The organism is Bradyrhizobium sp. HKCCYLS1011 (assembly GCF_051167795.1).
Taxonomy (GTDB): domain Bacteria; phylum Pseudomonadota; class Alphaproteobacteria; order Rhizobiales; family Xanthobacteraceae; genus Bradyrhizobium.
In genome coordinates, this window is record NZ_JBNPTT010000003.1 from 434,567 (window position 1) to 446,633 (window position 12,067).

The following is a 12,067-nucleotide window of genomic DNA, read 5'->3' on the forward strand; positions in this document are numbered from 1 at the left end:
ATTGCCGATCCGGCCGACTTGATTTCACCGTGGCATTTTCAATTCATCTGCAGGATATCTTTGTGTCGAATCCTCCTTCGCTCCGGAAATCTTTTCTGGTCTTTCTCGCGCCGATGATGCTCAGCAACATCCTGCAGGCGCTGTTCGGCACCATCAACAACGTCTATCTCGGGCAGATGATCGGCGTCGACGCGCTGGCGGCCGTGTCGGTGTTCTTTCCCGCGATGTTCTTCTTCATCTCCTTCGTCATCGGCCTGGGCGCGGGCGCCGGCGTGCTGATCGGGCAGGCCTGGGGCGCGGGCGAAACCGCCAAGGTGAAGACGATCGCCGGCACCACGTTGAGCGTGTCCCTGGTGCTCGCGGCGCTGATCGCAGTGCTCGGCGGGCTGTTCGCGAGGCCGCTGTTGGTTGCGCTTGCGACGCCCGCGAACATTCTCGATGCGGCCGTCACTTACGCGCGCATCATGATGATCGCAATGCCGCTGACCTTTACTTTCATCCTGATCACGGCCCTGATGCGGGGTGTCGGTGACACGATGACGCCTCTGATCGCGCTAGCGGTGTCGACCGTCATAGGGCTTGCACTCACGCCCATGCTGATCCGCGGCCCGTTTGGGCTGCCGCAGCTCGGGGTGGCGAGCGCGGCCTGCGCGTCCGCGATCTCGAGCTTGCTCACGCTGATCTGGCTCGACACCCGTCTGCGGCGGCGCAAGCATCCCCTGGCCTTTGATGCGAGTTTCCGGCGCGGAATGTCGGTGGATCCGAGCCTGCTACGGCTCGTGCTGCGGCTCGGCATTCCTGCTGCCATGAATATGATCGTGATGTCGCTTGCCGAGATGGTGTTGCTTGGGCTGGTCAACAGTCACGGCTCGGACGCGACCGCGGCCTACGGTGCCGTCAATCAGGTCCTGGCCTACGTGCAGTTTCCGGCGATCTCGATCGCGATTTCGGTCTCGATTTTCGGCGCCCAGGCGATCGGCCGCGGTAGCGCCGGAGAGATCGGCCGCATCGTGCGCACCGGGCTTGAGATGAACGTGGTGCTGACCGGTGGCCTGGTCGCCATTGCCTATCTGTTTTCACGCACGCTGATGGGCTTTTTCATCACGGACCCGCCCGTGATCGAACTCGCGCAACGCTCGCTGCACATCGTGCTGTGGAGCTCGGTGCTGTTCGGAATGGCAACGGCATTCTCGGCCGCCATGCGCGCTAGCGGCACTGTGTGGATGCCGCTGTTGATCTCCATGCTCTCCATTGCCCTGATCGAGGTCCCGTCGGCGGTCGTGCTGAACTCCCTGCTGGGTCTCGACGGCGTGTGGCTGGCGTATCCGATCACCTTCAGTGCGATGTTCGTGCTGCAAATGAGCTTCTATTTTCTCGTCTGGCGGAAACGCACCATCACCCGTCTGGTCTGACCTGCCCGCAGATGGTCATCAATATGATGACCATCATAAAACGCTGGACGTCAGGCTGCGGCTGGACCAAGATGGGCCCAACATCCAGGTCTGGGGAAACCGTCCATGAGCCCGTCCGCGCCGCAGTTCCTGTTCGATTTCGGCAGCCCCAACGCCTATCTCAGCCATTTGGCGATTCCCGCCGTCGAGCGGCGGATCGGCACCAGGTTTGAGTACGTGCCCGTGCTGCTCGGCGGCATCTTCAAGGCCACCAACAACAGATCCCCCGCGGAGACGCTCGCCGGGATCAAGAACAAGCGTGAGTTCCACGAGATCGAAACGCGCCGGTTCGTGAAGCGCTTTCAAGTCGAGCCCTATGTCTTCAATCCGTTCTTTCCGGTCAACACGCTGAACCTGATGCGGGCGGCCATTGCCGCGCAGCTCGAAGGCGTGTTCGGTCCCTATGTGGATGCGGCGTTCTTCCACATGTGGCGGGAGCCAAAGAAGATGGATGATCCGGAGGTCGCGATCTCAGCGATCACCTCGTCCGGGCTCGATGGCGCAAAGCTGTTTGCGCGCGCGCAGGAGCCACAGGTCAAGGCGACGCTGCTCGAGAACACCCAGCGGGCGGTCGAGCGCGGCGCCTTCGGATCGCCCACCTTCTTCGTCGGCGACGAAATGTTCTTCGGCAAGGAGCAGCTGCGCGACGTCGAGGAGATGATTCTGGAGAAGTGAGCCGTCGTTCCGGGCACCGCGGAGCGATGAACCCGGAATCCCGAGGTGAGGCAGGAGGTTCCGGGTTCGCTCTGACGAGCGCCCCTGAATGACAGGAGCACGACATGCAAAAGCGCAACGCAACCGCCGCCGTGGTCGGTGCCGGCGACTATATCGGCGCCGAGATCGTCAAGAAATTCGCCGCGGAAGGCTTCACCGTGTTTGCCGGGCGCCGCAATGGCGAGAAGCTCGAACCGCTCGTGAAAGAGGTCGAAGCCGCCGGCGGCACCATCTTCGGCCGCTCGCTCGATGCGCGGAAGGAAGAGGAGACGATCGCGTTCCTCAACGACGCCGACAAGCATGCTCCGCTGGAGGTCGTGATCTTCAACGTCGGGGCCAATGTCAATTTTCCGATCCTGGAAACGACGGACCGGGTGTTCCGCAAAGTCTGGGAAATGGCCTGCTGGGCCGGCTTCGTGACCGGGCGGGAAGCCGCACGGCTGATGCTGCCGCGCGGGCAGGGCAACATCTTCTTCACCGGCGCCACCGCGTCCTTGCGCGGCGGCTCGGGATATGCGGCATTCGCATCGGCCAAGTTCGGTCTGCGCGCAGTGGCGCAGTCGATGGCGCGCGAATTGATGCCGAAGAACATCCATGTCGCGCATCTGATCATCGATTCCGGGGTCGACACCGCCTGGGTGCGTGAACGACGGGCGCAGATCTGGGGCGAGGCCGCGCTCGACAATCCTGATCTGTTGATGCCGCCGGCCTCCGTGGCCGGTGCGTATTGGCAGCTCTATCAGCAGCCGAAGAGCGCCTGGACGTTCGAGATGGAGATCCGGCCGTTTGGCGAAAAGTGGTAGAGGGGCGAACAGGGAGTAGCGAATAGCGAATAGGGACCATCCTGATTCGCTACTCGCCATTCCTTATTCGCCTCTGCATTATGCGGGGCTCCTGAGAGAAGGACACACCCATGCGTATTCTCGTGGTCGGCGCCGGCGCCATCGGCGGCTATTTCGGCGGCCGCCTGTTGCAGGCCGGCGGCGATATTACTTTCCTGGTGCGGCCACGACGCGCCGCCGAGCTGGCCTCGGCCGGTCTCGTGATCCGGAGCCCGACCGGCGACGTCACCTTGCCCAATCCTCCGACCGTGCAGGCCGATGCGCTCAAGGAGCACTTCGACGTCGTGCTGTTGAGCTGCAAGGCCTACGATCTGCAGGACGCGGTCGCCTCGTTCGCTCCGGCGGTCGGGCCGCAGACCGCGATCATTCCCCTGCTCAACGGCATGCGCCACCTCGATGTGCTCGATGCGAAATTCGGCCGCGAGCCCGTGCTCGGCGGGCTCTGCGCGATTGCCGTGACGTTGAACGACAAGCGCGAAGTGGTGCAGCTGCAGCCAATGCAATCGCTTACCTTCGGGGAGCGCGCCGGCGGATCGTCAGACCGTGTACAGGCCATTTTCGACGTCTTCAAACGCGGCAATTTCAATGCGTCCGCGAGCGAAAACATCATGCAGGAGATGTGGGAGAAATGGGTGTTCCTGGCCTCGCTCGCCGCGTCGACCACGCTGATGCGCGCTCCGGTCGGAGTCATCCTCGCCGCGCCCGATGGTAAGGAGTTTTTGTTGGGGATGCTTGACGAATGCAGCTCGGTGGCGGCCGCTGCCGGCTACGCACCGGGTGGTCCATTTTTCCAGCGTGTGTCCGGTATGCTGACCACCGAGGGATCGCCGATGACGGCGTCGATGTTCCGCGATCTCAGGGCCGGGCTTCCGGTCGAGGCCGACCACGTGATCGGCGATCTCGTCACGCGCGCCGATGCGGCGAAAGTGCCGGTGCCAAAGCTGCGCATCGCCTACACGCATCTGAAGGTGTACGAGGCACAGCGGGGCGGCTGACGATCCATGCCGTCTCCGTGGTCCGGCGTTCGCCGGAACAGCGGCTTCGTATCGCACTACAAATGCGCGAGATAATGCGCGAGCGCTTCGATCTCTTCGTTGCTCAAGGGATAGGCGACGTCCGTCATCGCCGCCTGGCTGCCGCCGACGCGCTGGCCACTCTTATAATCATGCAGCGCCTTGACCAGATATTCCTCCCGTTGATCGGCGATGCGCGCGACTCCCTTGGTACCGGCATAGCTGTCGGTATGGCATGAGGCGCAGCGACGACCCGCGGCCGCCTGAGCGCCCTTCTGCGACAGCTCAGGATTGTCATCCGGCGGCGCCTTTGGCGGGGTGAGGGAGGCGAAATAGGCGCCGAGATTGCGGATATCCTCGTTGTTGAGCTGTTCGATGATCGGCTGCATCGCTTCGTTCTTGCGCGTACCGGCGCGAAAGAACACGAGCTGCCACTGGATGAACTGGTCCTGCTGGCCCGCAAGCGACGGAATGTTCTCGGTCTGGGAGAGGCCGTTCTCGCCGTGACAACCGACGCAGAGCTCGGCCTTCGCCTTGCCCGCCTCGAGATCGGCAGCATGGGTGACGGAGAACTCGCTCAGCAAGGCCGCAGCAGCGAGCAGGATTCCGAGGCTGGTCTTATACATCTCTTGTTGTTTCCTCTCCGCGGCTCATGCCCTGGAAGCTGTCCCGGCTACGACCCGGGCTCGTTGGGCATCCATCGATGGTGATGCGGCTGTTCGATGGATCGCCGGCTCGCGCCCGGCGATGAGGCTTGATGATTGACGTTAGAAACAAAAGGCTGCGGCCGCCGTAAGGCAGCCGCAGCCCCCTCATCTCTCGATCATGATGCGATTAGAAAAAATTGCATCATGATCTCATCTCTTTGATTGAGCATGATCCTTTCGGAAAACCCGTTTCCACTTTTCCGGATCATGCTCTAGCGATCACTTCTTCTCGTAGCTGATGCGATAGATCGCACCGGCCCAGTCATCCGCCACCAGGATCGATCCGTCCTTGGCGAGGACGATGTCAGCGGGACGGCCGAGATAGCCCTGGTCGCCTTCGATCCAGCCCGACGCGAACACGTCCTGCTTGGCGTTCTTGCCGTCAGGATCGGCGGTGACCCGCATGATGCGTGCGCCCTGGTACTTGTGACGGTTCCAGGAGCCGTGCTCGGCGATCAGGATGTTGTTCTTGTACTCGGCCGGGAACTGGTCGCCGGTGTAGAACTTCATGCCGAGCGGCGCGACGTGACCACCGAGATTGAGCGCGGGCGGGGTGAACTCCGAGCATTGATGGCCCATGGCGAATTTCGGATCCGGCATGTCACCCTGGTGGCAATAGGGATAGCCGAAATGCTCGCCGATCTTGGCGATCATGTTGAGCTTGTCGCTCGGCAGATCGTCGCTGACCCAGTCACGGGCGTTTTCGGTGAACCAATATTTGCCGGTGCGCGGATCGACATCGCCGCCGACGCTGTTGCGTACGCCGAGCGCCCAGATCTCGGCATTTCCGGTGCGCGGATCGACACGGCGGATCTGCGACACGCTGGTCGGCGGAATGCCGATGTTGAAGGGCGGGCCGAACGGGATGTAGAACCAGCCGTCCTTGTCGACCGCGATATATTTCCAGCCATGCGCGGCATAAGAGGGCATGTCGTCATAGACGACCTTGCCCTGCCCGAGATTGTCGAGATTGGCTTCGGCATTCTCATATTTGATCAGCTTGTCGACCGCGATGACATACAGCGCGCCGTCCTGGAAGGCGACGCCGGTCGGCATGTTCAGTCCCTTCAGGACTGTCTTGACCTCGCGCTTGCCGCCTTTGTCGGTGATCGCATAGACGTTACCGAGGCCGAACGAGCCGACGAACAGGGTGCCCTTGTCGCCCCAGGCCATCTGGCGCGCGGCCAGCACGCCCGGCGCCCAGACTTCGATCTTGAAGCCATCCGGCAGTTTGATCTTCTTGACGATGCTGGCGAGTTCTGCCTCGGACGCGCCGGTCGGCGGCCCGGACGGCGGGGCCAACCCCTTCTGCGCCTCGGTCTCGTCGCCGAGGAACCAGTCATCTGGCGGATGGGTCCAGAATTCCTTGGTTCCGGATTCGTATTTCTTCAGCCCGCGGTTCTGGTCGGCCGCCTGCTGCGCGCCGGCAATGCTTGTTCCGGCGAGAAGACCAATCGTGGCAAACGCAAGAATGCTTCGGTGGAAACCCGATATCATCGCTTCACTCCCATCAAGCAGCTCTGAAGGCTGCGCATTTATTCGTCGGACGTTTCGAGCCGTTCGTTGGTCGTCACCTCAAGCGGTGCGACGACAAAATGTTAGCACATCTTCGGCGAGTGAGAAGCGACGCGCTTCCACTTCAGCTTTTGCACGACGGAATTTGAGACCGTGTGCAAAGCGCCAGCATCAACGGCTTCGCATCGCAAAAAACTAAATCGCAACCTGCGGGTCAGATATCGCGATCACGCGCTCTTCACACGACGCGTGGGCGCCGATCTGATCGGTCTGCCCAAAGAGACGCCAGCGCTCTCCATGCGAAGATGCATTTTCCGCCAAACGGTCAGTCCCGACGAGGGAATCATCGCGGATTCGTCTCTGGCATGTAAGTTGCGTAACGGGCGGCATGTCCGCAACCGCCATTCAGCTCAGCGTCCGCAACGTCAGCAAGTCCTTCTACGGCAAGGCCGGAGAAGTTCGTGTGCTGGACGATCTCTCCTTTGATATCCACCAGCGCGACTTCGTCAGCATCATCGGTCCATCGGGCTGCGGCAAGACCACGATCTTCAACATCATCGCCGGTCTGATCGAGGCCGATGCCGGCACCATGCAGCATCACGGCGAGCCGATCGGAAGCCTGCGTGGACGCGTCGGCTACATGATGCAGAAGGACTTGCTGTTTCCGTGGCGCACCGTGCTCGGCAACGTGCTGCTCGGCCTGGAGACGCGCGGCGTCGGCCGCGACGCCGCAGAAGCCAAGGCGCGGCAGTATTTGAAATCCTTCGGTCTCACCGGCTTCGAGAACGTCTATCCCAAGACGTTGTCAGGCGGCATGCGGCAGCGGGTGGCCTTGATCCGCACGCTGATCATGGATCCCGACATCTTGCTGCTCGACGAGCCGTTCTCGGCGCTCGACTACCAGACCAGGCTGTATCTCGAGGGCGTGCTGAAGGAGGCGGTCGAGACCTATCACAAGACCGTCATCCTGGTGACACACGATATCGACGAGGCGGTGGCGCTGTCGAAGCGGGTGGTCGTGCTCAGCGGACGGCCGGCGCGGGTCAAGGTCGTACACGACATCGACATTGCGGCGCATTCACCGATCGCGGCGCGCGCTGACCACCGTTTCTCCGACTATTTCCATCAACTCTGCGCAGAGCTCGACATCCAGACCGAGAAGACAGCGTGACCTTGACTCTCCCCAGTGCCCCTTCGGCGGTGAAATCGCGTGCGCGTGCGCGCCGCCGCGCCACCTTCGATACAGCGCTTGGCCGCGCCTTCCTGCAGGCGCTGGCGGTGATCGCTTTCTTTGTCGTGTGGGAGGTTGGCGTTCGCCTCGGCGTTGTATCGGCGTTCCTGGTCGGCTCGCCGCTTGGCATCTTCCAAAATGCCTTCCGCATGCTTTTCAGCGGCGAGCTGATCTCCGACACCTGGACCACGTTGTTCGAAGCCCTGCTCGGCTTTGTGATCGGAACGATCATCGGCTCACTGCTGGGTCTGGCGCTCTGGTACTCCGTGTTCGTCGCCCGCCTCGTCGAGCCGTTCATCGTCGCCATCAACAGCGTGCCCAAGATCGCGCTGGCGCCGATTGTGGTGCTATGGTTCGGAACCGGTCTTGTCTCGAAGGTGGCGCTGTCGGTGTCGCTCACCGCGATCGTTGCGCTGATCGCGGCCTATCAGGCCGCCAAGGATGCCGATCCCGATCTGCAGTCGCTGATGATCTCGATGGGCGCCGACAAGCACCAGGTATTTTTCAAAGCTGTGGTGCCGTCGACCTTGCCGGCGATCATCGCGACTTTCCGCATCAATATCGGCTTCGGACTGGTCGGTGCCGTGGTTGGCGAGTTCATCTCGTCGCAGCGCGGGCTCGGACATCTGATCTACACCGCTTCGAGCCTTTACGACCTCAATACGGTCTGGGTCGGGTTGTTCACGCTGATGATTGTGGGTTTCCTGCTCTACTACGTGATCGATTTGATCGAACGCACCAGCCTGCCGTGGAAGCAGGCGAGTACGACGCAGCAGGTGCAGGTTTGAATTATCAGAAATGAATGGAGTACGTCGATGTCGTTGCTGACGCGTGCCGCTGGAGCGGCTGCTGTGATGTTGCTGCTGCTGACCTCGCCGGCGGCCGCCGACAACAAGAAGGTGGTGCTGAGCCAGGCGTTCCAATCGATGCTCTACCTTCCGCTCTATGTCGCGATCGACGAAGGCTTCTTCACCCAGCAGGGGCTGGACCTGACCAAGGAAACCGCCGGTGCGCCGACGGTCGCGCTCTCAGCCGTCATCTCCGGCAGCGCGCAATTCTCGATCCACGGCCCGGAATGGACCGCGATCGCGGCTTCCAAAGGTGCTCCGGTCGGCATCATCGCCAACGTCGTCAATGGCGCGGCGGTGTGGATCGCCACCACGCCGGATTTCAAGTTCGACAGTATCAAGGACATCAAGGGCCAGAAGGTCGTCACCGGCTTGATGCCGACCACCTCGACCTCGTTGTTCATGAAGCTGTTGAAGGAGAACGGCATGGACGCCAAGACCGACGTCGAGATGATCCCGGTCGCGATCGGCACCGAGCCTGGCCCGTTCATCGCCAAGCAGGCCAATGTCGCCGTGATGTATGAGCCGGGCCTCGACCAGGTCGTCGCCAAGGGCATGAAGGTCGTGTTCGGCTTCCCGAAGGCCTATGGCGCCTATGCTTTCTCAGCGGTGACCGCGCGCAACGACGTCGACCCTGATGTGGCGCAGCGTGTCGTCAATGCGATGGAGATGGCGATGCGCTTCATGGCCACCAACGAAGCCAAGACGGTGGAGATCGCCAAGAAGGAGTTCCCGTCGCTGGAGCCGGCGGTGGTGGAAGCCGCGGTCAAGCGCATGCTGGCCGACGGCGTCTATCCGCCGAGTGTCGACATCACGGCCGACGCGCTGAAGGTCTCGATGGACACGCAAATTGCGCTCGGCAATCTCGCCGGTCAGCCCGACTACAAGAGCTTCGTGGTGCGGAAATATATCGAACCGGCGTTGTCGATGAAGTAAGGAGACTTGCTTGGCGGCACATCGTGATGTGCGATGCTGCGCCATCTCGAACGTCCGGTGGAAATTGGCATGACCGAGCCCAGCTCTTTGCCCGCGCCCAAGGCCGGTGCCGGCGTTCTCGACCTCCTGCGTCAGTTCAAGGTGGATCCATCGGCTGCTGCCGCATATGCAGCAGACTGCCTGGCGCGAACCAAAGCGGTCGAGCCGCGGCTGAAAGCGTTCGAATATCTGCCGACGGATGTCGCGCCGCGCAGTGGGCCGCTTGGCGGAATTCCGGTCGCGATCAAGGACATCATCGCAACCCACGACATGCCGACCACCAACGGTTCGCCGATCTACCGGGATCATATTCCCGCAGCGGACGCCTGGGTGGTCGAGCGTCTGCGTAATCTCGGCGCCACGATTTTCGGCAAGACGGTTTCGACCGAATTTGCCTGGCGGCATCCCGGTCCGACCGTCAATCCCTGGAATCCGGAGCACACGCCGGGCGGATCCTCGTCCGGTTCGGCGGCGGCGGTCGCGGCAGGGCTCGTGCCGCTGGCGCTGGGATCACAGACCTTGGGTTCGGTGATCCGCCCTGCCGCCTTCAATGGCGTGGTCGGTCTCAAGCCGAGCTTCGGCGCGATCCCGCGCGTCGGCGTGCACCCGTTGAGCCCATCGCTCGACCATGTCGGCTTTTTCGCGCGCCGGGTCGATGACGTCGCGTTGGCGCTCTCGCTGCTCGCCGGCACCAGCGACGCCGATTTGCATGGCCGGCCGCTGCCGCCATTCGAGATCGATAGCGCCGTTGCACAGCTGGACAAGCCGCGGCTCGCGGTCGTGCGCTTTGCGAAATGGGAGCGCGCGGAGCCCGAGCAGCGGGCGCTGTTCGAAGCGGTCATCAACAAGCTGCGCAGCGCCGGTGCGGTGCTGGAAGAGCTCGAACTGGCCGCACTCGATGCGATCAACTGGAGCGCGATCAACACCATTATGCTGAGCGAGGCGACCGTAATCTTCGATGGTCTCATCGCGCGCTATCCCGATCGGGTCAGCGATGTGATGAAATCTCATGTCGAGAGCGGCAAGAGCAGATCCGCCATGGAGTATCTGGCCGCGAAAGCGGCGCAGGAGCAGCGGCGGGCTGCCTTGACCGCCGAACTGAACGGCTTCGATGCAGTGCTGACGCTGCCTGCTTTCGGCGAGGCACCGCGCGGGCTGCAGTGGACCGGTGATGCCGAGTACTGCGCGCCTTGGACCTTCGTCGGCGCACCCGCAGTGTCGCTGCCCGCTGGCTTCGGCAGGAACGGCCTGCCGCTCGGGGTTCAGGTCACCGGGCGGTACCGCGATGATGTCAGGGTTCTTGGCGCTGCCAAATGGGTCGAAGCGGTCTTGGCCTTCGATCCCGGCCTGCCGCCGGTCGCGGGTTAGCGCATCGGTCCCCTCGGCGAAACCTACTGGCTGCCGTTCCGGAGCCGCGGTACAACGCCGCAATGACCGTTACAGATATTGCGAGCAGAACCTACAATCACGGCTGGCGCCTCGACCCGATCGTGCGCAGCCTGCTCGATACCGATTTCTACAAGCTATTGATGCTACAGATGATTCGGGAGTTTTACCCGACTCAGAAGGTGACCTTTTCGGTCATCAACCGGACCAAGCGGGTACGGCTCGCCGACATCATTGATGAGGGCGAGTTGCGGGCCCAGCTCGATCATGCCCGCACCATCCGTTTCAGCAAGAAAGAGCTGATCTGGCTCGCCGGTAATACGTTCTACGGCAAGACCCATATGTTCTCGCCGGAGTTCATCGCCTGGCTCGCCGAGTTTCGGCTGCCCGAATATGAGCTGCGCAAGGCGGACGGCCAATACGAGCTGCATTTCCACGGGCCATGGACCCACACCACGATGTGGGAGATCCCGGCGCTTGCCATCGTCAACGAGTTGCGTTCGCGGCAGGCGATGAAAGGCCAGCGGCGGTTCGCGCTCGACGTGTTGTTCGCCCGCGCCAAGGCCAAGCTGTGGACCAAGGTCGAGCGGCTGCGGAAAATCGAAGGGTTGCGGTTGTCCGACTTTGGCACGCGCCGGCGTCATGGGTTTCTGTGGCAGCGCTGGTGCGTCGAAGCGGTCAAGGAAGGTCTTGGCTCTTCCTTCACCGGCACGTCGAACGTGCTGCTCGCCATGGACAACGATCTCGAAGCGATCGGCACCAATGCTCATGAGTTGCCGATGGTGGCCGCGGCGCTCGCCAAGGACGACCATGAGTTGCGCTTTGCGCCCTATCGCATCCTCGACCAATGGCGGCAGACCTATGCCGGCAATCTGCTGATCGCGCTGCCCGACGCGTTCGGCACCAAGGCCTTCCTGCGCGATGCGCCGGACTGGGTCGCCGACTGGACCGGCTTTCGTCCCGACAGCGCGCCGCCGATCGAAGCCGGCGAGGAGATCGTCGCCTGGTGGAAGGCCAAGGGCCGCGATCCCAAGCAGAAGCTGCTGGTGTTCTCCGATGCGATGGATGTCGAGTCGATCGAGGCGATTCATCAGCGCTTTGCCGGCCGGGTCCGGCTGTCCTTCGGTTGGGGCACCAACCTCACCAATGATTTCGTCGGCTGCTCGCCGGATGGCTCGGTCGATCTCGACCCGATCTCTCTGGTCTGCAAGGTCACCTCGGTTGACGGCCGGCCGGCCGTGAAACTCTCCGATAATCCGGAGAAGGCGACCGGCGATCCCACTGAGATCGCCCGCTACCTGCGTGTGTTCGGCGATGAAGGGCGGGTGCGGATGCCGGTGGTCGTCTGAGGCCGCGCGTCGCGTGCGCCGATTGCGCCAAGGTTG

Annotated in this window: 11 protein-coding genes; 9 read left to right on the forward strand and 2 right to left on the reverse strand. The window is 62.4% G+C overall.

The features are described 5' to 3' along the window. The first annotated feature begins 113 nt into the window (after positions 1 to 113). The 4 genes from ACQR1W_RS10900 (at position 114) to panE (ending at position 4,002) form a co-directional block, all read left to right on the forward strand. The gene (locus ACQR1W_RS10900; protein WP_434851144.1) at positions 114 to 1,412 is read left to right on the forward strand and encodes an MATE family efflux transporter; all 1,299 of its coding nucleotides are present in this window, start codon (positions 114 to 116) and stop codon (positions 1,410 to 1,412) included. Between the two features lie 105 nt (positions 1,413 to 1,517). Further along, on the forward strand, positions 1,518 to 2,126 hold the full coding sequence (locus ACQR1W_RS10905) for a 2-hydroxychromene-2-carboxylate isomerase (protein ID WP_434850769.1): 609 nt from the start codon (positions 1,518 to 1,520) through the stop codon (positions 2,124 to 2,126). A 104-nt stretch (positions 2,127 to 2,230) separates the two neighbouring features. Next, positions 2,231 to 2,968: an SDR family oxidoreductase gene (locus ACQR1W_RS10910; protein ID WP_434850770.1), complete on the forward strand. Its 738-nt coding sequence runs from the start codon at positions 2,231 to 2,233 to the stop codon at positions 2,966 to 2,968. Positions 2,969 to 3,078: 110 nt separating this feature from the next. Beyond that, positions 3,079 to 4,002 (forward strand): 2-dehydropantoate 2-reductase, encoded by a 924-nt coding sequence (gene panE, locus ACQR1W_RS10915; RefSeq protein ID WP_434850771.1) that lies wholly within the window; start codon positions 3,079 to 3,081, stop codon positions 4,000 to 4,002. A gap of 56 nt (positions 4,003 to 4,058) precedes the next feature. Here the strand turns inward: panE and ACQR1W_RS10920 are convergent, their stop codons facing one another. Together ACQR1W_RS10920 and ACQR1W_RS10925 are read right to left on the reverse strand one after the other, a co-directional pair. Beyond that, entirely contained in the window at positions 4,059 to 4,646 is a 588-nt protein-coding gene (locus ACQR1W_RS10920; protein WP_434850772.1) for a c-type cytochrome, read from the reverse strand. Positions 4,647 to 4,946: 300 nt separating this feature from the next. Further along, positions 4,947 to 6,224: a PQQ-dependent sugar dehydrogenase gene (locus ACQR1W_RS10925; RefSeq protein WP_434850773.1), complete on the reverse strand. Its 1,278-nt coding sequence runs from the start codon at positions 6,222 to 6,224 to the stop codon at positions 4,947 to 4,949. A 406-nt stretch (positions 6,225 to 6,630) separates the two neighbouring features. Here ACQR1W_RS10925 and ACQR1W_RS10930 point away from each other — a divergent pair, with 406 nt between their 5' ends. The 5 genes from ACQR1W_RS10930 to pncB all read left to right on the forward strand — a co-directional run bounded on the left by ACQR1W_RS10930 (position 6,631) and on the right by pncB (position 12,031). Further along, the gene (locus tag ACQR1W_RS10930) at positions 6,631 to 7,413 is read left to right on the forward strand and encodes an ABC transporter ATP-binding protein (RefSeq protein WP_434850774.1); all 783 of its coding nucleotides are present in this window, start codon (positions 6,631 to 6,633) and stop codon (positions 7,411 to 7,413) included. Then, positions 7,410 to 8,261, forward strand: coding sequence for an ABC transporter permease (locus tag ACQR1W_RS10935; RefSeq protein WP_434850775.1), 852 nt, complete (start codon positions 7,410 to 7,412; stop codon positions 8,259 to 8,261). Before ACQR1W_RS10930 ends, ACQR1W_RS10935 begins: the two co-directional genes overlap by 4 nt. Before the next feature lie 27 nt (positions 8,262 to 8,288). After that, positions 8,289 to 9,257, forward strand: coding sequence for an ABC transporter substrate-binding protein (locus tag ACQR1W_RS10940; RefSeq protein WP_434850776.1), 969 nt, complete (start codon positions 8,289 to 8,291; stop codon positions 9,255 to 9,257). A 69-nt stretch (positions 9,258 to 9,326) separates the two neighbouring features. Further along, the gene (locus ACQR1W_RS10945) at positions 9,327 to 10,664 is read left to right on the forward strand and encodes an amidase (RefSeq protein ID WP_434850777.1); all 1,338 of its coding nucleotides are present in this window, start codon (positions 9,327 to 9,329) and stop codon (positions 10,662 to 10,664) included. A 62-nt stretch (positions 10,665 to 10,726) separates the two neighbouring features. Continuing rightward, positions 10,727 to 12,031 carry a nicotinate phosphoribosyltransferase gene (gene pncB / locus ACQR1W_RS10950; protein ID WP_434850778.1) on the forward strand — a complete coding sequence of 435 codons (1,305 nt, stop codon included), beginning with the start codon at positions 10,727 to 10,729 and terminating at the stop codon, positions 12,029 to 12,031. Positions 12,032 to 12,067: the final 36 nt, after the last annotated feature.